This is a genomic window from Pseudarthrobacter sp. 01T43 (genome assembly GCF_056398665.1).
Genome location: NZ_JBFTPV010000023.1, coordinates 21,201 through 39,961, shown reverse-complemented (window position 1 = coordinate 39,961; position 18,761 = coordinate 21,201). Strand labels below are relative to the sequence as shown.

The 18,761-nt window shown below is 64.0% G+C and carries 23 protein-coding genes; 7 read left to right on the top strand and 16 right to left on the bottom strand.

The genetic code is table 11. The annotated features are described in order from the left end of the window. Positions 1-6 precede the first annotated feature (6 nt). Entirely contained in the window at positions 7-420 is a 414-nt protein-coding gene (locus tag AC1DIM_RS16755; protein ID WP_477711627.1) for a hypothetical protein, read from the bottom strand. Positions 421-492: 72 nt separating this feature from the next. Between AC1DIM_RS16755 and AC1DIM_RS16750 the strand changes: the two genes are divergently transcribed. Then, positions 493-849 (top strand): cupin domain-containing protein, encoded by a 357-nt coding sequence (locus AC1DIM_RS16750; RefSeq protein ID WP_477711626.1) that lies wholly within the window; start codon positions 493-495, stop codon positions 847-849. 23 nt (positions 850-872) lie between these two features. Here AC1DIM_RS16750 and AC1DIM_RS16745 read toward each other — a convergent pair whose 3' ends face one another. The 3 genes from AC1DIM_RS16745 to AC1DIM_RS16735 are packed head-to-tail and all read right to left on the bottom strand — an operon-like array spanning position 873 to position 3,672. After that, entirely contained in the window at positions 873-1,607 is a 735-nt protein-coding gene (locus AC1DIM_RS16745) for a GAF and ANTAR domain-containing protein (RefSeq protein WP_477711625.1), read from the bottom strand. A gap of 38 nt (positions 1,608-1,645) precedes the next feature. Next, positions 1,646-2,251 (bottom strand): EthD family reductase, encoded by a 606-nt coding sequence (locus tag AC1DIM_RS16740; protein ID WP_477711624.1) that lies wholly within the window; start codon positions 2,249-2,251, stop codon positions 1,646-1,648. Next, a complete protein-coding gene (locus AC1DIM_RS16735; RefSeq protein WP_477711623.1) occupies positions 2,245-3,672 on the bottom strand; it encodes an FAD-dependent oxidoreductase in 1,428 nt (475 codons plus the stop codon). Before AC1DIM_RS16735 ends, AC1DIM_RS16740 begins: the two co-directional genes overlap by 7 nt. Between AC1DIM_RS16735 and AC1DIM_RS16730 the strand changes: the two genes are divergently transcribed. From AC1DIM_RS16730 to AC1DIM_RS16720, 3 genes are read left to right on the top strand one after another with little or no spacing between them, the layout of a single operon-like run. Next, on the top strand, positions 3,671-3,946 hold the full coding sequence (locus tag AC1DIM_RS16730; RefSeq protein ID WP_477711622.1) for a hypothetical protein: 276 nt from the start codon (positions 3,671-3,673) through the stop codon (positions 3,944-3,946). The two genes, AC1DIM_RS16735 and AC1DIM_RS16730, sit on opposite strands and share 2 nt — an antisense overlap. After that, on the top strand, positions 3,943-5,271 hold the full coding sequence (locus AC1DIM_RS16725; RefSeq protein ID WP_477711621.1) for an MFS transporter: 1,329 nt from the start codon (positions 3,943-3,945) through the stop codon (positions 5,269-5,271). The genes AC1DIM_RS16730 and AC1DIM_RS16725 overlap by 4 nt, the downstream gene beginning before the upstream one ends. Before the next feature lie 20 nt (positions 5,272-5,291). Next, positions 5,292-6,095 carry an IclR family transcriptional regulator gene (locus AC1DIM_RS16720; RefSeq protein ID WP_477711620.1) on the top strand — a complete coding sequence of 268 codons (804 nt, stop codon included), beginning with the start codon at positions 5,292-5,294 and terminating at the stop codon, positions 6,093-6,095. Positions 6,096-6,148: 53 nt separating this feature from the next. Here the strand turns inward: AC1DIM_RS16720 and AC1DIM_RS16715 are convergent, their stop codons facing one another. The 10 genes from AC1DIM_RS16715 to rfbA form a co-directional block, all read right to left on the bottom strand. Next, the gene (locus tag AC1DIM_RS16715) at positions 6,149-7,237 is read right to left on the bottom strand and encodes an alpha/beta fold hydrolase (RefSeq protein ID WP_477711619.1); all 1,089 of its coding nucleotides are present in this window, start codon (positions 7,235-7,237) and stop codon (positions 6,149-6,151) included. 76 nt (positions 7,238-7,313) lie between these two features. Further along, on the bottom strand, positions 7,314-8,624 hold the full coding sequence (locus AC1DIM_RS16710; protein ID WP_477711618.1) for an ABC transporter permease: 1,311 nt from the start codon (positions 8,622-8,624) through the stop codon (positions 7,314-7,316). Between the two features lie 4 nt (positions 8,625-8,628). Next, positions 8,629-9,561 (bottom strand): ABC transporter ATP-binding protein, encoded by a 933-nt coding sequence (locus tag AC1DIM_RS16705; protein WP_477711617.1) that lies wholly within the window; start codon positions 9,559-9,561, stop codon positions 8,629-8,631. 94 nt (positions 9,562-9,655) lie between these two features. Then, the gene (locus tag AC1DIM_RS16700; protein WP_477711616.1) at positions 9,656-10,057 is read right to left on the bottom strand and encodes a VOC family protein; all 402 of its coding nucleotides are present in this window, start codon (positions 10,055-10,057) and stop codon (positions 9,656-9,658) included. Positions 10,058-10,067: 10 nt separating this feature from the next. Next, the gene (locus AC1DIM_RS16695) at positions 10,068-10,514 is read right to left on the bottom strand and encodes a helix-turn-helix transcriptional regulator (RefSeq protein ID WP_477711615.1); all 447 of its coding nucleotides are present in this window, start codon (positions 10,512-10,514) and stop codon (positions 10,068-10,070) included. 82 nt (positions 10,515-10,596) lie between these two features. Continuing rightward, a complete protein-coding gene (locus tag AC1DIM_RS16690; protein ID WP_477711614.1) occupies positions 10,597-10,806 on the bottom strand; it encodes a hypothetical protein in 210 nt (69 codons plus the stop codon). 98 nt (positions 10,807-10,904) lie between these two features. Beyond that, on the bottom strand, positions 10,905-11,651 hold the full coding sequence (locus tag AC1DIM_RS16685; RefSeq protein WP_477711613.1) for a FadR/GntR family transcriptional regulator: 747 nt from the start codon (positions 11,649-11,651) through the stop codon (positions 10,905-10,907). A 178-nt stretch (positions 11,652-11,829) separates the two neighbouring features. After that, a complete protein-coding gene (locus tag AC1DIM_RS16680) occupies positions 11,830-12,552 on the bottom strand; it encodes a CDP-alcohol phosphatidyltransferase family protein (protein WP_477711612.1) in 723 nt (240 codons plus the stop codon). A gap of 5 nt (positions 12,553-12,557) precedes the next feature. Then, positions 12,558-12,968, bottom strand: coding sequence for a hypothetical protein (locus AC1DIM_RS16675; protein ID WP_477711611.1), 411 nt, complete (start codon positions 12,966-12,968; stop codon positions 12,558-12,560). Positions 12,969-13,088: 120 nt separating this feature from the next. Continuing rightward, a complete protein-coding gene (gene rfbA / locus AC1DIM_RS16670) occupies positions 13,089-13,994 on the bottom strand; it encodes a glucose-1-phosphate thymidylyltransferase RfbA (RefSeq protein WP_477711610.1) in 906 nt (301 codons plus the stop codon). A gap of 64 nt (positions 13,995-14,058) precedes the next feature. On the opposite strand from rfbA, the gene rfbB reads away from it, so the two are divergent. The 3 genes from rfbB to galU all read left to right on the top strand — a co-directional run bounded on the left by rfbB (position 14,059) and on the right by galU (position 17,457). Next, the gene (rfbB, locus tag AC1DIM_RS16665; protein ID WP_477711609.1) at positions 14,059-15,057 is read left to right on the top strand and encodes a dTDP-glucose 4,6-dehydratase; all 999 of its coding nucleotides are present in this window, start codon (positions 14,059-14,061) and stop codon (positions 15,055-15,057) included. Between the two features lie 4 nt (positions 15,058-15,061). After that, positions 15,062-16,489: a sugar nucleotide-binding protein gene (locus AC1DIM_RS16660; protein ID WP_477711608.1), complete on the top strand. Its 1,428-nt coding sequence runs from the start codon at positions 15,062-15,064 to the stop codon at positions 16,487-16,489. A gap of 77 nt (positions 16,490-16,566) precedes the next feature. Next, positions 16,567-17,457, top strand: coding sequence for a UTP--glucose-1-phosphate uridylyltransferase GalU (galU, locus tag AC1DIM_RS16655; RefSeq protein ID WP_477711607.1), 891 nt, complete (start codon positions 16,567-16,569; stop codon positions 17,455-17,457). A gap of 23 nt (positions 17,458-17,480) precedes the next feature. Here the strand turns inward: galU and AC1DIM_RS16650 are convergent, their stop codons facing one another. Together AC1DIM_RS16650 and AC1DIM_RS16645 are read right to left on the bottom strand one after the other, a co-directional pair. Continuing rightward, the gene (locus AC1DIM_RS16650) at positions 17,481-17,879 is read right to left on the bottom strand and encodes a VanZ family protein (RefSeq protein WP_477711643.1); all 399 of its coding nucleotides are present in this window, start codon (positions 17,877-17,879) and stop codon (positions 17,481-17,483) included. Between the two features lie 176 nt (positions 17,880-18,055). Next, positions 18,056-18,694 (bottom strand): LPXTG cell wall anchor domain-containing protein, encoded by a 639-nt coding sequence (locus AC1DIM_RS16645; RefSeq protein WP_477711606.1) that lies wholly within the window; start codon positions 18,692-18,694, stop codon positions 18,056-18,058. Positions 18,695-18,761: the final 67 nt, after the last annotated feature.

Here is an 18,761-nt window from a genome sequence, read left to right as displayed (position 1 = left end):
GAAACCCTACCTTGTCAGGCCGTGACGCCGCTCACCCAGCACGATCTTTGAGACGGCAGCTTCCGAGGAAGCCGAGAAGGGGCCGAAGCGCCCTTCAACGGCCCAGCGGGTTTCCTCTTCGATGAGGTCCGCGTTGATCCTTGCGCCGGCCATAACACCCTCGGCCGCTGCGGTGATCACCTGGGCCATGAGGTTGGTGACAACAGAGGCCACAGCGCCTTCCACGACGCGGATGGACCGGGCGGCGAGCTTGTCCCATTCCTCCTCGGTGGGCTCCACGGTGTCATTGAGGAAGAGGGTGATCTCCGGTGACCATTGCCGGAACATCAGTGCCTGGTGGATGGACAGCGGTCCGGTGCCCAAAACGCCGATCCGTTGCCCGCGGATTTCCCAGCCATGGCAGTAGGGGCAGTGCACCACGCCCTTGCCCCACTGCTCCCGCAGCCCGTCGGTGGTCCGCCGTGCCGAGACCGCCTCGCCGGGGCCAGTGTTGTGGCCGCGCTCAGTCCTGCCGCGCCGCCGCCAATGATGACAACGTCATACGGCTGTTCCCCTGACGCGGCGGCCGGGCGGGCTGCAGGCATTCAAGATGGTGCTCGACGGCGGTGCCCCGGCGATGAGCCCGATCCGCGTGTTCACGAGGGCTACGAATGGCTGTACATCCTCAACGGACGGCTGCGTTTGGTGCTGGGCGACAAGGATTTTGAGCTCCGCCCCGGCGAAGCTGCGGAATTCGACACCCACACACCGCACTGGTTCGCCAGCGCTGACGGCAGGCCGGTTGAATTCATCAGTCTGTTCGGCCAGCAGGGCGAGCGGATGCACATACGCGCGCGGCCGAAGCCGTAGACCCAGCCGAAGGAGGATTCGCCTTAGATGTCGAAGTTGGTGATGGCTTCCTCGCCCGAGACCTTCATAACCATCTCCTCGGCCACGTCTCGCAGTTTCTGGTTCCGGTGGCTGGAAACCCTTACAAGGATGGCCATGGCTTCCGCCTGGCTGCAGCGGTTCTGGCCCATGATGATGCCGCAGGCCAGGTTGATGGCGGTGCGGCTCGTCATCGCCGCGCTCAGGTCATCGGCAGCGTCCTCGGCCGTGCCCACCCTCACGGCCAGGCCCACTGCACTGCGGGCCATGCCGGCGAAGCTGACCGCCTCGGCGACGACTGACTCCGTGAACACGCCGGTGACCGGGGCGAAGAAGTTCAGGGCGGCGGCGGCTCCTGCGGTGAGCTCCAGGGGCACTCCCAGGGCGCTCATGCAGCCTTCTTCGATGAGCCGCTTCTGGTAGACGGGCCAGCGAGGGTCAGTGTGGACGTCGGCCAGGAGCACCGGGGCCTTCTCCTTCAACGCGGCGATGCAGGGGCCGTCGCCCACGGCCTGTTCGATCCGGTCCAGGTGGACGGCCCGCTCTGTGCTGCCGCCTACCGTGGTGGTGCGCCGGCCGTGCTTGAGGGTGACGCCGCACTCGATGGACGTGCCAGCCGACCGGCTCACCGCCGAGGCCGCGATGACGGACAGGCCGCCCAGGAATTCAGCCACCGATCCCGTGCCGATGATCAGGTCCTGCAGCTCAACGAGCAGCTCGTGCTCGGGGGAATTAGTCATGCCCAAATTTAGGCCGGAACATCAATCGCTCACAACCCTCAGCGGACGCGCCTTGAAACTGTCTTCATTACCCTGATTCCGCTGTTCATCGAGGCGCCCGCAACCCTATCCACCACGGCATTAAAAAGGTCATCGGTGTCTCCCGCGGGCACCGGATACACGAGCAGCGAAGCCGGTGCTGCCGGTTCCTGCAGGAGCCTCGGCCTCTTCATGAGGCGAATGCCTTCCTCGGGCTCGGTGGGGACAACGTCGTCGCCGGCCGTCAGCACTGCCATCTCGGCTGCGCTGAGCGGTCCGGGCGACAGTAGCCACACCTTCTCCTCAGCGTCGTAGCTGTTGCGGTTTGTCACAGTGAACGCGGTAAGCGTCCGGATGAAGCTGACCTCGTCATCCTGCTGAGCCATGGACGTGTGGTCTTCAGGCGATGAGACGACGGCGTCATCGAACCAGACCTCGACGATCCCGTCGATCGTCTCCGTGGGGTCGCCGTTGGTCCAGAAAGAATGGACGGGATTCTGCACATACTCTTTCAGGCCGGGCAGCGTAGAGATGATTTCGGCGTGCCCGGTCGCCCAATGCCGGTCGAAGTCCTGAAACGACATATCGGTCCGGCGTTGCAGCAATGCAATGCGCTTTCTTAGCACGGTGTACTTCCTTCCATGGCAGTTGCCATCTGATCTTGGGACAGGCTGTGGGGCGCGTGGGCAACAAACCGTGCCGCGCTGCCGCCGGCGATGGTGCCGGTGATGTGTGCAGGGGCCAGGCCGCCGGCATAGCCGTAGTTCGAAAACCCGCCAATGTCGGCGCCCGCAGCGTAAAGCCCTGTGATCCTCTCGCCGGCAGAATTCAGCACGGAGGTGCTGCGGTCGATGGCGATCCCTCCGAGCGTGAAGGTGATCGCGGGCTGCACCTCGAGAGCGTAGAACGGTGGCTTGCATAGCTTGTCCAGTTGCTGGACGGTAGGCGGTTCACCGCGCGAGACACGGCGTGCCAGTGACGACACCTGGACGTCGCCCGCCAGTGTCTTCCGGAGCTGCGCCCCATCCACACCGAGGTCGCCGAGCAGCTCCACAAGTTCATCCAGCGTCTGAGCCTTTGCGTGCCGGGCTCCGGCCTCCGCCGCAAACGCGAACCGGTCCACCCGCCCGAAATTGGCGAACGGTTCTGACACTCCGTAGGTGGACCGCACGCTTTCGTCAAAGATGAGGAACGCTGTCATCCCGTCGACCTCGGCGAGGTCCTGGTTGAGGAGTTCGTCGCCGCGGGATTCCTCGGAGATCCGCCGACCGTCGGCTGCAACGAGGATCCCGTGATTGGAGTAGTACTGGGAATAAAGCATGAACCGGTCCGGCGTGAAGTTGGTGACGGGATGAGGCACAAGGTGTCCGTAGAAAGTTCCTAAGTCGCCGGCCAGTGCAGCCCCGAGGGACAATGCCAGATCGAGTCCATCGCCTTCACTGCCGGGATTCGAACGGAGCAGGATGTCGGCGCCAACGGCAGGCATGTGGAATGCCCGTTGGGCTGTTGATGCCTGGAATCCTCCTGTGGCCAGGACGATCGCGTCGGTGTGGATCTCGCGGTGACCGTACGCTGAATCCATACTGAGGCGGAACCGGCGCGTGCCGGACCAAGTGCCGGACCGTGTCACGGACCGAATCCGGATGCCGGTGTGCGCCTCTCCGTGCGAGGCCCGTAACCGCTCTTCAAGGACCTTCAGGTATGCCTTAACGTCGAAGGAATACCCTCGGCCAAACCCCATGACGCCGTTCGTTGCACCGGCGTCGACGTGAACGCCGCTGGCGCGAATCGCTGCCAGCGCGGGCTCGTACTCGGCGATGATGCGGCCGGCCAGCCGCAGGTCGCCCTGCGGAATCCGCTGGCGGTACGAGGCGAGATCGGGTGCGGTCCAGTACATGCCTGCAGACAGCTCGGACGAACCACCAAGGCATTCCTCCTTCTCCAAAAGGGTGACGCTTGCACCTTCTTCAGCTGCCACCGATGCAGCCCGCAGGCCGGCCAGCCCACCGCCGATGACGACGACGTCCCGGGACGACGGTTCGGTCATGTCACTGCTCCTTCGTAGGGCCCTCCGGATTCTCATGCCCGGTGCAGCCATAGTGACCATAGGTGGTCCCGTCCATGCCTCGCATGTTCTTTTCCACATAACAGAATTTCAAGCCGCTCATCGTGAGCAAGGCCTCAGCGAGCCGCCAGAGTTTTTCCACATAGCAGAAATACTGTTGGTGATGCCTGAATTTGTAACTAAGTTCATATCCGTCTCGAAGGCGAGATGCGCCGGTGCCAACACCTGGCTACGAAGTGAAAGGCTTGAAACATGACTCGGGAAACCCTTTCCCCCAGCACGCCCTCCGGCGGCAACTCGATCCAAACCTCCTCTCAGCGCTCCCAGAAAACGAAGACCGTCACGAGCGGCGCGCTCGGCTCGGCGCTGGAGTGGTTCGATTTCGCGGTCTACGGTGCACTATCCGCCACTGTCTTTCCCGCGATCTTCTTTTCGGGACTCGGGGAGGCCGCCGCCCTGATCGCCTCTTTCGCAACGTTCGGCGTGGGTTTCCTGGCCCGCCCCCTGGGTGCAATTATCTGCGGCCACTTCGGAGACAAGTACGGGCGCCGGCCGGTTCTCCTTGCCACGTTTATCCTCATGGGCGTCAGCTCCCTGGCGATTGGCCTGCTCCCCGGTAACCAAGGCATCTCAATCGCCATCGTTCTGGTGTCCCTGCGGTTCCTTCAAGGCTTCTCCCTCGGCGGTGAAGCAACCGGTGCCCAGCTGATGACACTCGAACACGCCAACGCCAACCAGCGGGGGCTCCTCGGGGCGTTCATCAACATCGGCTCCCCGCTCAGCCAGGTTCTGGCCAATGTCACCCTCGTCATTCTGAGTACGTCCTTGAGCGAAGCTGCCTTTCGGGACTGGGGCTGGCGCGTGCCCTTCCTCATGAGCATCCTGCTGGTCGTCGTCGGCATCTACATCCGCATGCGTCTCGAGGAGACCCCGGTCTTCCTGGAACAAAAGGCAGCCGCCACCGAATCCATTAGTGGCCTTCAGGTGCTCAAGACCATGCCGTGGATGATCGTCAAACTGATGCTGGTACGCGCCGGCTCCAACGTGACCTTCTACACCATCTCCGTCTACGGCCTGAATTACCTGACCGCCCACGCCGGCTTCAGCAAGGGGGACGCGTTCGTCATGATTCTTGTTGCCAACGGCATCTCCGTCGGCATCGGCTTGCTCGGTGGATTCGTGAGTGACCGGATCGGCCGCAAGCCTGTGCTCGTCATCGCGATCATCGCCCAACTCATCGCTGTGGCGTCATTCTTCCCTTCGGCAGAATCGGGGAACATCTTCCTGATCGTCCTTACGGTTACCGTGGCCATCAGCGGCGTCCAGTTCGAGTTCGGCTCGCAGCCGGCCCTGTATGCGGAGCAGTTCCCCACGAATATGCGATTCTCGGGATCAGCGCTGTCGCTTTCGTTCTCCCAGGTGCTCTTCTCCGCGCCCGCACCGATTGTTGCTGCCGCCATCGCCAGTACCGGTAACTTCTGGCTGATCGCCGCCATCAATGTTGTGGTGCTTCTCGTGTCACTGCTGTTTGTCCGGTGGCTCAAGGAAAACCACACCGCTGAGCTGAGCGAAATCCGTTAGCTGTATCGTCTACTTCCATCATGACGAAACAAAAAGACGTGTACCAGCGGCCGCGGTATGCCTTGAGCTCGGTCGATCACGTGCTGCGCCTGATTCAGATTTTGCGCGACACAGGCGGTGCCCGGCTGTCCGACATCGCGCGGGAGCTGGACATCTCGCCGTCAGCTGCACACCGGCTGCTGACAATGCTCGTGTACCGCGACTTCGCTGTCCAGGATGAATCTCGCGCCTACGCGCCGGGTCCGTCCATGGGCGCGCCGCCGTCACCTTCTCCTTGGACACGCAAACTGAAGACCCTTCTCAGTTCGCACCTGGAACTCCTCGCCGGGCGCCTGGACGAGAGCGTCAGCCTGATGTTCCGTACTGGGGTGCGAACCCGCGTACTCACCACCCTCGAGGGTAGTCAGCCCCTCCGCGTCGGGGACCGGACGGGGCTCGTGCAGGACGCGCGATTCGCAGCAGGCGGAAAAGCCATTCTTGCCGAGCACGATCAGGCGTTTCTGGAGCGGTTATACAGAAGCAATTCAGCGAGGCTCGCCGGCGGTTACCTGAATGACGCGGAGTTCGGGCGCCTGACGCGCACGCTTGAGGAGACAAAGCGGCTCGGATACGCGCTCAACCAGGAAGAAACTGAAGCCGGACTTCACGCGCTGGGCATGGCACTTCATAGTGCCGACGGCGGCGTGCTCGCCTCTTTCGCGGTCCTCGTGCCGGCCTCCCGGGCTGGCGTTCTCCGGGATCCAACAACGCTCGCCCTGGCACGCGAGGCCCGGACGGAGATGGACCAGGCGATCCGTGCTGCGGGGCTTAGCCTCCACGCCTGACAAGCCGGGGAACTCCCATTATTTGCTCCCGGTCGGGCCTGCCGGCCCGGGGTCTATCGGTCGGGAGGCGGGGCGGTCGCCACCCCGCCCCGCTGCCCGGTGATTGAGCCAGTCGAAACCGCAGCAGGCCCCAGGAACTCGCCGATCTTCTCCGCCATCGCCTTCGCCTGGGTCCAGTGCAGGTAGTGCGGGCCATCGAGGACAACAATCTCGTGCCGCGTGACATTGCTCAGCTGGCGTTCGTGAAGGTCCACCCATTCAGGACGGCTGTCCAGGCTTTCCTTTGACAGGAGCATCAGCACAGGCATCCCGGCGGGGTAGCTGAGCCCCTGCAGTTTCGCGGCGTTTTCGCCCACCCGTTCGGTTTCGTCGGTCACGGCGGCGTTGCCGAAGTTCCAGCTGGTGAGCATCCGCATCTGGTCTATTTCCGACGGCCTATAGCCGCTGCTTTCCGGGTCCGTCAGTCCCAACGCCGCCGCCCAGCGGACCAGGCCGAGGGTGGAGGGGAGGCGCGCCCAGAAATTGCCCGACGGCGGCGCATCAGCAGGTGCCGGGCCCCCAGGCGAGGCGGTGGTTACGGTAGGAACGGTGGGGTCGATGCCGATGACGGCAGACACTTCAGCAGGGTATTTGTTGGCGTAGTACAAGGTGGTGAAGCCCGCGATCGAGTGCCCGGCCAGGACGTAGGGACCGGTGATGCCAAGTTTGGCGAGCACGGCGTGCAGTTCCTCGGCGATGTTGCCGATGGTCCGCGGCCGGACGTCGGTGTCGCTGTAGCCGTAGCCAAACCCCTCCACCACCACGGTCCGGTAGCCGGGCAGTTCCCGGACCAGCGGGGCAAAATCGAGCCCCGGGGCACCCGTGCCCAGTCCGCTGAGCAGCACCACCGTGGGGCCATTGACCCCGGTAATGGAGACGTTGATGGTTCCCTGGTCGATCTGGACCCGTTCGCCGTACGGAGTGGCGTTTGCGCGTTCCACCCGCTCCAGGAGGAGATTCGCAGCGGCGGAGACAACCACCAGCCCGAGCAGCGTCAACGCGGCGATCGCGAGAACCCGCAGGCCCCGCCGTCGTCGTTTCTGCACCGGGAATGACTCGTCCGGGACGGAACGCGTGCGGCGGGAAAACATGCGCGGCGGCATGACGATATCTTAGTGCCGCCCGCGTGGGAGTTGACCTACTGTTTGTAGATGTCCCTGCGAACGATTTTTGCGCCCGCTACTTCCCTGCCAGCGGGCTGCGTTTGCGGAAGGTGCCGGCGATGGAGAGCTTCCTGGAGTACTGGATGGATCCGTAGCGGAAGAGGTGGACGGCCAGGCGGAGGATGAGGAAGCCGATGACGAAGAGTTCCACGATGACGATCGCCGATTCGAGCGGACTCAACAACCCGAACGCGTTGCGGAGCAGCGCGGTGACGGGGGCGGAGAGCGGGAAGTAGGTGAAGATCTGCACGATGGGCGCCCGCGGGTCGGAGATGATCAGGCTGATGGCGTAGAACGGGACGAAGATCAGTGCCATCAGCGGTCCGAAAATCGTGCCGGCGTCCTTGGCGGTGGGCATCACTGCGCCGATCGCCACCAGGACACCCGTGAAGACGGTGAAGCCGCCCAGCAGCAGGAGCGCCCCGACGATGATGGTTCCGGGCTCGAAGCTGATGGTGGACAGGTCCAGGTCCGGGATGGAGAGCCTGTCGCGGAAGAAGAGGTAACCCACCACAATCGGGGTCAGGAACACCAGGACCTGGACCAGGCCCACCATGAACAGGGCAGCCACCTTGCCGATGATCAGGGTGGTCGGGTTCAGGGTGGTGAGGATCATTTCGGTGACCCGGTTTTCCTTCTCCTCCAGCGTGCTGTTGAGCATCTGGTTGGAGAGCAGGATGATCGAGACGTAGAAGATCACCAGGAACATCAGCGGCGGGATCGCGGCGCCAAAGCCGCCGGTCGCCTTGCCGTCCTTGAAGGCCTCGGACTCGGTTTTGACGTTGCCGCTGGCCGCGGCGGTCAGCTGCGGCGAGCCCACGGTGGCCTGCGCTGAAGCGACCAGCAGCTGCTTGGCGACGGCGTCGTATTTGCCGTTCTCGAAGATGCCCTTGTCTATCCCGTAGACCTTCACGGCCTGCGTGGCCGGCTCGGCGGGGTACACGAAGTAGGCCTCGGACAGGCCCTTCTTCACGTCCTGCAACGCGGCGCCGGGGTCTGCCGCTTTCACGCCGCCCATGGCCTTGGCAATGTTGTCCGCGACCAATCCGGAGGCATCGGTGTAGGTGAAGGACAGGGCCGCGGTCTTTTGGGCGTCGGCGCTGGCGGCGGTGGAGGAATTGCTCAGGTAGACGAGGGCGAACACGATGGCGATCACCACGGGGATGGACAGGGTGGCGATCCAGAAGCCGCGCTTTTTCATGGTGCGGGTGAATTCGAACCCGACCACGGTGCGGAGGTTGTGCTGCGCGAACGGGCGCCGCGGCGGGGCCGGGACGGCCGCGGGCGGGGGAGCGGGGGAGGCTTTGGTGGCTGTTGGCTGTGTCATGTGGTTATGCCTCCGCCATCTGGTGGTCTTCGCCGTAAACCTTGATGAAGATTTCGTCCAGGGACGTCCGGGCCGTGGTGAAGGACCGCACGGCCACGCCGGCGTTGATGAGTTCGCGCAGGACGGTGGACTCGTTGCCGCCGGGGCGGGGGGAGAGCTCCGCGTTGCCGTCGCCGGCACTGACGATGTCATAGAGGGCCGAGGCGGGCAGGGCCCCGTCGTAGGCCAGCCGGTAAAGGGTTCCGCCGAACTGCTCCTGGACCTCCTCGACCGTGCCGTACGCGCGGGACGTGCCGTCCTTGAGCAGGATGACCCGGTCGCAGAGCCGTTCCACTTCTTCCATCTGGTGGGTGACCATGATGACGGTGGCGCCGGCGAGTTTCCGCTCTTCGATGATGTCCATCAGCAGGCGCCGGTTGACCGGATCGAAACCCTTGGTGGGTTCGTCCAGGATCAGCAGCTCGGGGTCGTTCATGATGGTGACGCCGAGCTGGATCTTCTGTTGCTGCCCGCCGGAAAGTTTGTCCACCCGCATGTTTCCCTTGTCGGCCAGATCGACCCGGTCCAGGTACTCCCGGGACCAGTTTTTGGCGTGGGCCTTGTCCATGCCCTTGAGCCGGCCGAAGTAGACCATCACGTCAAGGACGGACTCCTTCTTGTACAGGCCGCGTTCCTCGGGCAGGTACCCCAGGCGGGCGCCGTCGCGGGCGGTGAACGGCCTGCCGTCGATGTGGAGGGTCCCGGCGGTGGGCTGATAGATGCCCAGCAGCGCCCGCAGGGTGGTGGTCTTCCCGCAGCCGTTGCTGCCGAGGAACCCGAAGGTTTCCCCGGCCCGGACATCGAAGGACAGGTCCCTGATGACCGTCGTGTCCCCGAAGTCCATCCGGAAGTCCTGAATGTGCACAAGCGGCTCCCCGGCCGCACCGTCCAGCGTCATGCCCCCACTCTAACCGGTTGCCCCAAGGCGCAGGACGCACGACGTCGGCACCCGGGTTGGGTGCCGACGTCGTACGTTTCCGCTGGTGGGGCAACTACCCCTGGTTGATGCGGATCATGTTGCCGGAGGGGTCGCGGAAGGCGCAGTCGCGCGGGCCCCACGGCTGGTCGATGGGTTCCTGCAGGACTTCGGCGCCGGACGCGCGGAGCTTTTCGAACGTGGCGTCGAGATTGTCCGTGGTGAACACGAGCATGGGCATGACGCCTTTGGTGAGCAGTTCCTGGATGGCGTCGCCGTCGGCTTGGGAGCGGCCGGCGTGCGGCGGGGAGAGGACCAGTTCGAGGTCGGGCTGGGCGGCGCTGCCCAGGGTGACCCAGCGCTGCCCGTCGGAGCCGACGTCGTTCCGGACGTCGAAGCCAAGGGCGTCGCGGTAGAAGGCGAGGGACTCGTCGAGATCGTTGACGGTGACATGGGCGTATTTCAGTGAAATGTTCATGCCTTCCACGCTATTTCAGCAAGGCCGCGGGCGCTTCTTCAATCCTGCTCGGTTTGGCCGCGAACCGCGCGGGCCGGGTGTGCTGCCGGGCGATGCAGGACGGCATGGCCTTGACCGCGTGGTGCTCGCGGGCCCGGTAGGCGCTGGGGGTCATGCCCACGATCTCGGTGAACCGCGAGCTGAAGGACCCCAGCGATGTGGAGCCCACCTCCATGCACGCATCGGTGACGCTGGCGCCCGCGCGGAGCAGCGCCATGGCGCGTTCGATCCGCCGGGTCATCAGGTAGTTGTACGGCGTCTCACCGTAGGCGGCCTTGAACTGGCGGGAGAAATGCGCCGCGGACATCAGCGCGCCGGCGGCCATGGTGGGCACGTCCAGCGGCTTGGCGTACTCGCGGTCGATCAGGTCACGCGCGCGGCGCACGTGGGCCAGGTTGGCCAGCTCCTGCGGTGTCATGATGCCATTCTACGGCGGCGGGGCCGGCCGGGACCCGCACACAAGGTTCCCGGCAGGGACCCCGGCGACGGACGCGCCGGGGCTACCCCCGCGGCCCCGCAACGCGGACAATCTCAAGCGCCTCCGGATCCAGCAGCTTCCGCGTGCCGGTGCCCACGTCCAGGATCCAGATCAGTTCGAGGGAACGCACGACGTCGGTCACGCGCCCCTGGTGGAAGAGCTTGCCGTTGTGCCACGCCTGGATATAGTCATCGACCTGAAGCGGCGCGGTTTCTGTCTGCTGCGTTGTCATGCTGTGCCCCCTGGTGGTTGTCCCCGTAGGGCCAAGCATGCCGTGGCCAGGTTGCCGGAGTATTTCCGGTTGGTGATTTTCCTGTGTCGGCGGGCAGCCTATTCAGCACCGGCTGACGGGGTGGCTTCCTGCGCCTGACGGTAGAACCATTCGATGTGCTCGCGCAGCAGCCGTGCGGCCAGTTCCCCGTCGCGGGACTGGACGGCGTCGAAGATGCCGTGGTGCTGGGACCGGAGCGTGGACAGCACGTCCGGCCAGTGCTCCATGGCATCCGTCGCACCCTTGACGTAGCCCACGATTGCGCCGCTGAGGGACTCCATCATGGTGGCCACCACGGTGTTCCCGGCCAGTGAGCTCAGCGCCACGTGGAACCTCGCGTCCAGCTCGTGGAACGTGGCGCGGTCCAGGGTGGGATCGTCCATGGCGTGCAGGAGCTGGGCCGCCTGCTCCAGGGCCTCGTCCCCGCCGGTGCGGTCCGCCCCGGCCCGCGCCGTCCAGGTTTCGAGCAGGATGCGGGTCTCCACAATGTCCTCCACCGGCAGCCGGCTGCTGGCCACGTGCAGCCGCAGCGCGGAGGACAGGCCGGCCGAGGGGTCGGAGATGACGATCGCACCGGCGGTGGGGCCGGAGCCCACCGAACTGCGCAGGATGCCCATGGCGTCCAGGACGCGGATGGCCTCCCGGACGGACGCCCGGGAGATCCCGTAGTTTTCGGCGAGGGTGCGTTCGCCCGGGAGGCGGTCGCCCACCTTGATTTTTCCTGAGCGCAGGTCCGCTTCAATGTCTTTCAGGAGCGCGTCATGCGTACGACGGCGGGGGGCGGCTCCTGTGGCGGCGGTTGGCACGGGTGATTCCTTAGGTTGCGGGAGCTAGGGCAGCATCCAGCCCGGAACGGGGGTGGACTGGAGGCAGGACAGCGTGCACAGCACCAGCAGCAGCGCCGCGCTCCATCCCACTACTTTACGCAGGATCACCGATTCCTTGCCTTCGAAGTTGACCGCGGCCGCGGCGGAATCCGGTGGCCTAGACGGGGACCGGGACCCGGCGGCGCCGTTCCAGCTCAACCGCGTCGCGGCCAAAGGAGAACACGAGCAGCGGAAGGGCCAGGCCGGCCGCCAGAACGCCAACAGCCGGCGGAATGCCCGGCGTCAAGGCAAGGAGAAGTGCGAACGGCTGCAGTGCCCCGATCGCTTTGCTGCCGGCGCGCGGCGGGAGCGGGCTGCGAAGGTGGGGCCAGATGCGGCCGGCGGCCACAAACAAGTAGTAGAGCCCGCCGATGCAGAGGGTCCAAGCGCCCACCGTCAGCGCCGTTGCGCAGGAGAGCACCATCACCAGGGCGGCGTCCGTGGACGTGTCAAGGCGCGCTCCCGCCGCCGAAGCTGTGTTGGTGCGCCGGGCGACCGGCCCGTCCAGGGCGTCCAGGAGGAAGGCCGCAGCACCAACAATGACCAGGAGCGGGCCCGGGCGGGCCCCCGTGAACAGCACCGGAACGGCGAGGACGGCGCACAGGGCCACCATGACGGCCCGCAGCAAAGTGATTCGGTCTGCGGGCGTGGAGAAGCACGGGGTGCGGCGAAGGACGGACGCGGCGGCGTTCCCGATGATCACAGCGCCCGCGCCCAGCCCAACGGATTGGATGCCGAGGTCCTGCCAGGACACGGCCGAGAGCCAGGTGCCTGCGACGCCGTAGACGGCAACTGCGGTCATCGCGTCGGACGAAGCACGCAAAGCAGTCCTGCTCTCCATGGATTTCAGCGAACCCGCCGTCCCCTGGGAGCGGAACGGACCAGGCCCACGGCGGCGAGGAGCGCTCCTGCTCCCTCCGCGACGGCGCTCAGTGACTTCTCGAAAAACCATACGGGATCATACATTGCCGGGAACGGCCCGAACGCCGGAACATCGACGTAGCGGTACAGCACCACGGCAACAAAACCGCTCAACGCAACCGCAAACGCGAGTGCATAGGCGGCCCTGCTGCCCCGGATCAGAACGTAAAGCGCGGACAGGACCGCTGCGGCACCTTCGAGCAGGAACAGGTTGCATTGCCCGATCCCGGCAGATGTGGCGGCCTGGTAGCCCGGGGCGAGATGGAAATGAACGCCGGCATCGATGAACAACATGAGGGCCGTGAGTACCCGCAGAACCATGCTCATCGCTTTCATGGTCTACCGTCCTCGACGCCGGAAGTGAGGGCCGTGTGGTCCTGCCTGTCCCTACATTGTGCTCTCACGGCGTCGAATCCGCTTCCTGCGTGCGGCACCGCGACTGGTGCGGCTGTCTAGTCAGCGCTGGGCGAGCTGGAGGCGTTCCGTTGCCGCATCCAAGCCTTCTGCGAGCAGATCGAGCAGGTATTTCCCGTAGCCACTCTTTGCGAGCGGTGCGGCCCGTTCCCGCAACTCGTCATCGCTGAGAAAGCCTAGGCGCCAGGCGACTTCCTCAGGACACCCGATGGAGAGGCCTTGGCGTTTCTGGACGGTGCGGACAAATTCGGACGCGTCGTTGAGGTCGTTGAAAGTTCCGGTGTCCAGCCAAGCGGTTCCGCGGGGCAGGATCTCCACCTGCAGTTTGTCGCGTTCGAGGTAGACGCGGTTGACGTCCGTAATTTCCAGTTCGCCGCGGGGAGACGGTTTGAGTTCGCGTGCGATCTGCACCACGTCGTTGTCGTAAAAATACAGGCCCGGCACAGCGTAGTGGCTTTTGGGTTTCGCTGGTTTTTCTTCCAGGGAAATTGCCTTGCCCAAGGCATCGAATTCCACCACGCCGTAGGCGGACGGGTCTTGGACCCGGTATCCGAAGACAGCGCCCCCGTCGATGTTCTCGAAGCGCCGCAACTGCGTGCCGAGGCCTTGCCCGTAGAAAATGTTGTCGCCCAGGACCAGCGCAACAGGGCCGTCACCGATATGTTCGGCGCCGAGGATGAATGCCTGGGCCAATCCGTCGGGGGAGGGCTGCTGGGTGTATGTGATGTTGATGCCGAATTGGCTGCCGTCACCCAGAAGGCGCTGGAACTGATCGGCGTCGTGGGGAGTGGTGATGATGAGGATGTCACGGATACCTGCGAGCATCAGCGTCGACAGCGGATAGTAGATCATCGGCTTGTCATAGACCGGGACCAGCTGCTTGCTGATTCCCAAGGTGATTGGATGAAGACGTGAACCGGTTCCCCCGGCGAGGATAATTCCGCGCATATGCAACATCTTCGCCGCCGTTACAAATTCAGCCAAATCAAGTCGCTGTGGAACCATGAATGTTATGCAGAAACTTCTCGTGACCGGCGGTGCCGGATTCATCGGTTCCAATTTCGTCCATTACGTACTTGACAACACCGATGACCATGTCACGGTGCTGGACAAGCTGACGTACGCGGGCAACCTCGCGTCCCTGGAAGGTCTGCCGGACGACCGTTTCGTGTTTATCCAGGGGGACATCACCGACGCCGGCCTGGTGGACAACCTCGTGGCTGAGGCTGACGTCGTGGTTCACTACGCGGCGGAGTCGCACAACGACAACTCCCTGCACGACCCGCGCCCGTTCCTGGACACGAACATCATCGGAACGTACACGCTGATCGAGGCAGCCCGGAAGCACAGCAAGCGCTTCCACCACATCTCCACCGACGAGGTCTATGGCGACCTGGAACTCGATGACCCGGAGCGGTTCACGGAGGACACCCCGTACAACCCGTCGAGCCCGTATTCCTCCACGAAGGCCGGCTCTGACCTGCTGGTCCGGGCCTGGGTGCGTTCCTTCGGGCTGCAGGCCACCATCAGCAACTGCTCAAACAACTACGGCCCGTACCAGCACGTGGAGAAGTTCATCCCGCGCCAGATCACCAACGTGATCGACGGGATCCGGCCCAAGCTCTACGGCAAGGGCGAGAACGTCCGGGACTGGATCCACGCCAATGACCACTCCTCCGCCGTGCTGGCGATCATTGACAAAGGCATCATCGGCGAGACGTACCTGATCGGAGCCGACGGCGAAAAGAACAACAAGGACGTCGTCGAGCTGATCCTCAAGCACATGGGCCAGTCCCCGGACGCCTACGACCATGTGGTGGACCGGCCCGGACACGACCTGCGCTACGCCATCGACTCCGCGAAGCTCCGTGACGAGCTCGGCTGGGAACCGAAGTTCTCCAACTTCGACGCGGGCATCGAGGACACCATCGCCTGGTACCGGGACAACGAAAACTGGTGGCGCCCGCAGAAAGCCCAGACCGAAGCCAAGTACAAAGAACAGGGCCAGTAGCCTCATGTCGATCGAATTCTCCAAGAAGCTGACTGCCCACGAAACGCCGATCCCCGGCGTCGTTGTCTACGACCTGCCTGTCCACGGTGACAACCGGGGCTGGTTCAAGGAAAATTGGCAGCGGGAAAAGATGGTGGCCTTGGGGCTGCCGGACTTCCGTCCGGTGCAGAACAACATCTCGTTCAACGAAAAGGCCGGCACCACCCGCGGCATCCACGCCGAACCGTGGGATAAATTCATTTCCGTGGCCACCGGCAAGATCTTCGGGGCGTGGGTGGACCTGCGCGAAGGCCCGTCCTTTGGGGCCGTCTTTACGGTCGAACTGGACCCTAGCCAGGCAATCTTCATCCCAAGAGGTGTCGGCAACGGATTCCAGACCCTCGAGGACAACACCGCCTATACCTATCTGGTCAACGACCATTGGTCAGCCGATGCCCAGGGGCAGTACACCTTCCTGAACCTCGCCGACGAGACCGCAGCCATCGACTGGCCTGTCCCGCTGGAGGAGGCTGAGCTTTCCGACAAGGACAAGGCCCATCCCCGACTCGCAGACGTGGTGCCGATGCCGGCGAAGAAGATCCTTGTGGTCGGCGCTGACGGGCAGCTCGGCAGGGCCCTGCGGGAACTGTACGACGGCGACGCAACGGTTGAGTTCGCCGGCCGCGCCAGCTTCGATCTGGCCAGCGAAGCGGCCTTCACGGAGCGGAACTGGAAGAACTATTCCACGATCATCAACGCAGCCGCGTATACCGCCGTCGACGCTGCGGAAACACCAGAAGGCCGCACGGCCGCCTGGGCCATCAACGTCAGTGCCGTGGCCCGCCTGGCCCGGACTGCCGTCGATCATGACCTCACCCTCGTCCAGGTCTCCTCTGACTACGTCTTCGACGGCTCCCTCGAAAGCCACGATGAGACTGAACCGTTCAGCCCGCTGGGTGTCTACGGGCAAACAAAGGCTGCCGGCGACGCAATCGTCAGTGTGGTTCCGCGCCACTACATCGTGCGGACCAGCTGGGTCATCGGCGAAGGGAACAACTTCGTCCGCACCATGGCCTCCCTCGCCGCACGGGGCATCGAGCCGTCCGTCGTCAATGACCAGATCGGGAGGCTCAGCTTCACGGAGGACATCGCCGCAGGCATCAGGCACCTGCTCGAATCTGGCGCTGCCTACGGCACATACAACCTCAGCAACGACGGTGAACCGCAGTCTTGGGCGGACATCGCCGCAGACGTGTACGAGGCTTCAGGCCGGCCCAGGCACGCCGTCACCGGCGTTAGCACGGAAGACTACTTCAAGGGCAAAGCGGCTGCACCACGGCCGTTGAACAGTGCGCTCGAACTGGGAAAAATCAAGGCTACGGGTTTCACTCCTAGGGCGGCTGGGGAAGCGCTTCACGCATACCTTGCTGTCACCCAAGCGGCCAACGCCTGACAAAAGGTGTTTCAAAATCCCTCGTAAATGACGCCACCAATTGCGATTCTCTTCCATCGGTTTTGTAAGGTTCACTCATGACTATGGGGAAATCTATTACTAAAGCCGTCATTCCTGCTGCCGGGCTGGGGACACGATTCCTGCCCGCGACCAAGGCGATGCCAAAGGAAATGTTGCCGGTCGTGGACCGGCCGGCCATTCAGTACGTCGTTGAGGAAGCAGTCAAAGCCGGCCTCGACGATATTTTGATGATCACCGGGCGCAGCAAGCGCGCCCTCGAGGATCATTTTGACCGCGCCCCCGGGCTCGAACGGACGCTGGAGCTCAAGGGTGACCAGCAGCGCCTGGCGTCGGTCCAGGAGGCCTCTGACCTTGGTCCCATCCACTACGTCCGCCAGGGCGAGGCCAAGGGCCTTGGCCACGCGGTGCTGTGCGCCCAGCAGCATGTGGGGGAGGAGCCTTTCGCGGTCCTCCTGGGCGATGACCTGATCGACGAGGCTGAGACGCTACTGACCACCATGATGGAGGTGCAGCAGAAGACCGGGGGGTCGGTCATTGCCTTGATCGAGGTGGACCCCTCCCAGATCAGCGCCTACGGCTGCGCGGACGTCGCGGCCATTGAAGGCGAGGACTTCGTTCGGGTCAACAGCCTCGTGGAGAAGCCCGCTGTTGGCGAGGCGCCCTCCAACCTCGCCGTCATCGGCCGCTATGTTCTGCACCCGTCAGTCTTCGGAGTCCTCGAGAACACGGCGCCCGGCCGCGGTGGAGAGATCCAGCTGACCGACGCCCTCCAGACCCTGGCTGCCGGTTCGGGCGAGGGCTCCGGCGTGTACGGTGTGGTCTTTAAGGGCCGCCGCTTCGACACCGGCGACAAGCTCAGCTACCTCAAGGCTGTCATCACCCTGGCGTCCGAGCGCGTGGAGTTCGGCGAGGACCTGAGGACGTGGCTGAAGGCCTTTGTGGGCTAACCTCGGTGGCCTTTGTGAGCTGCCTACAGGACCGTTGCTGACAAGCGGCGGTCCTGTAGCCATCTCAGGACCAGTGAGGCCAAGAGGGCGCCTATGACAGCCCCCCCTGAGTTTGTGACAATGTCCGCCAGACTCGCGAATCGATTGTGAAGAAACAGCAGCTGTCCCAGCTCGATGCAGCCGGAAACGAGAAACCCTAGTATTCCGGTCCGCCACCACGGTCGTTTTGGATAAGCCAATCCCGCCACGGCGCCCAACGGCACAAACAGTAGGACGTTGGCTGACGCTTCTACAAATTGGTAGTTGACCCATGCGGGAACGTCATGCGAGTGGAGGAACTTCAGGACGTCGGCCAGTTGCCCTTGGACAGGAGCATCAACGGGGCTCGGCCAGAAGGCAATCAGTGTCAGGGGGACCAGCATGGCCGCCAGCATGAAACGCCAGAGCTTATGGCTCTCAAGGTACTTCAAGGTGTTCCCAGGTCTGGTAATTGCGCCCGACCGCTCGGCGGTTGAGCCTGTCGAAACTTAAAAGCAAGAGGGTGGTTCTCCGGTTGCCCGGAGAACCACCCTCTACGTTAGTACTTGTGGGTGTTACGTTACGCTGATGCGTCGGTCTTGGCGCGGCGGCGGACTACGACTACCGAAGCTGCACCCGCCGCGAGTGCACCGGCGCCAACCAAGGTCCAAAGAACTAGGCCGGAATCGGCGCCCGTGTTGGCCAGGCCTGCGCCGCCGCCAGTGTTGGCAAGCGGTGCGCCACCGCCGGTGTTAGCCAGACCCGAGCCAGCCGCGGCGTCAACCGTTACGGTCTGCGAAGCCGAGTGACCGGAGGCGTTGCCGACTGCGGTGATGGTGTAGGTTCCTTCAGCGGCGCCGAGTGTTACCGGGGCCGAGAAGCCGCCGTTTTCGTTCGCAGTCACGGTAGAGGTACTCGTTACCGTCTGGGGCACGATGCCAATCCTGGACGGAACCGCCATGCTTGCGCTACCGCCAACATTGTTGCTGATCGCCTGCGGTACCCCGTTGAAGGTGACCGTGATGGTGATGGTTTCACCGGCCCGGAAACCGCCAACGACGGTGAGGATGACTGTTCCGCCCGGCGTTACGATAGTGGCCGAAACCGTGGTACCCGTGCTCGGTGCCGGGTAAGGGACGGCAGGACCGGCCATGGCCGGCCCTGCGCCGATGAGTGCGATTGACCCTGCAAGCGCGAGCGCAGCTATAGACTTCTTCATTTTTGTCCCCCTGAGACCTTTTAAACCATTGATGTCACATTGTGTGTGGAGATTCCCCATCCCCATG